This is a genomic window from Dietzia sp. Die43, from assembly GCF_024519835.1.
In the GTDB taxonomy this organism is placed as follows: domain Bacteria; phylum Actinomycetota; class Actinomycetes; order Mycobacteriales; family Mycobacteriaceae; genus Dietzia; species Dietzia kunjamensis.
Window position 1 is genome coordinate 1 of sequence record NZ_JALJRF010000080.1, and the last position, 364, is coordinate 364.

Annotated in this window: 1 protein-coding gene; it reads left to right on the forward strand. The window is 57.7% G+C overall.

Going from position 1 to position 364, the window contains the following annotated elements:
- Window positions 1-339 (forward strand): hypothetical protein (locus tag NR111_RS18895; RefSeq protein ID WP_256821642.1); only part of this gene is annotated, 339 nt, incomplete at its 5' end.
- Between the last annotated feature and the right edge of the window lie 25 nt (window positions 340-364).

Here is a 364-nt window from a genome sequence, read left to right on the forward strand (position 1 = left end):
AAAGGAGGAAAAGGGAAGGAGGGGAGAAGAGAGGGAAAGAAAGGAAGGAGGAGGAGAAGGAAGAGAAGGAGGAGGGAGAAGAAAGAAGGAAAGAAAAGGGGAGAAAAGGAGGAGGGAAGAGGAAAGGAAAGGAAGAAGAGAGGAGGGAAGGGGGAAGAGAAGAAGAGGGGGAAGAAGAAGGGAGGAAAAGAGAAGGGAAAGAAAGGGAAGAGAGGGAGAGGAAGAGAAGGGGAGGAGAAGAGGAGGGGAAAGAAAAAGGGGAAAGGGAGAGAGGACCAACGGCGCGGCCGGCGCGGGGGCGGCGAGGCGCGGAGCCGGACGACGAACCGGAGGAAATGACCCCGGACCCGTCCCCTCCCCGTCG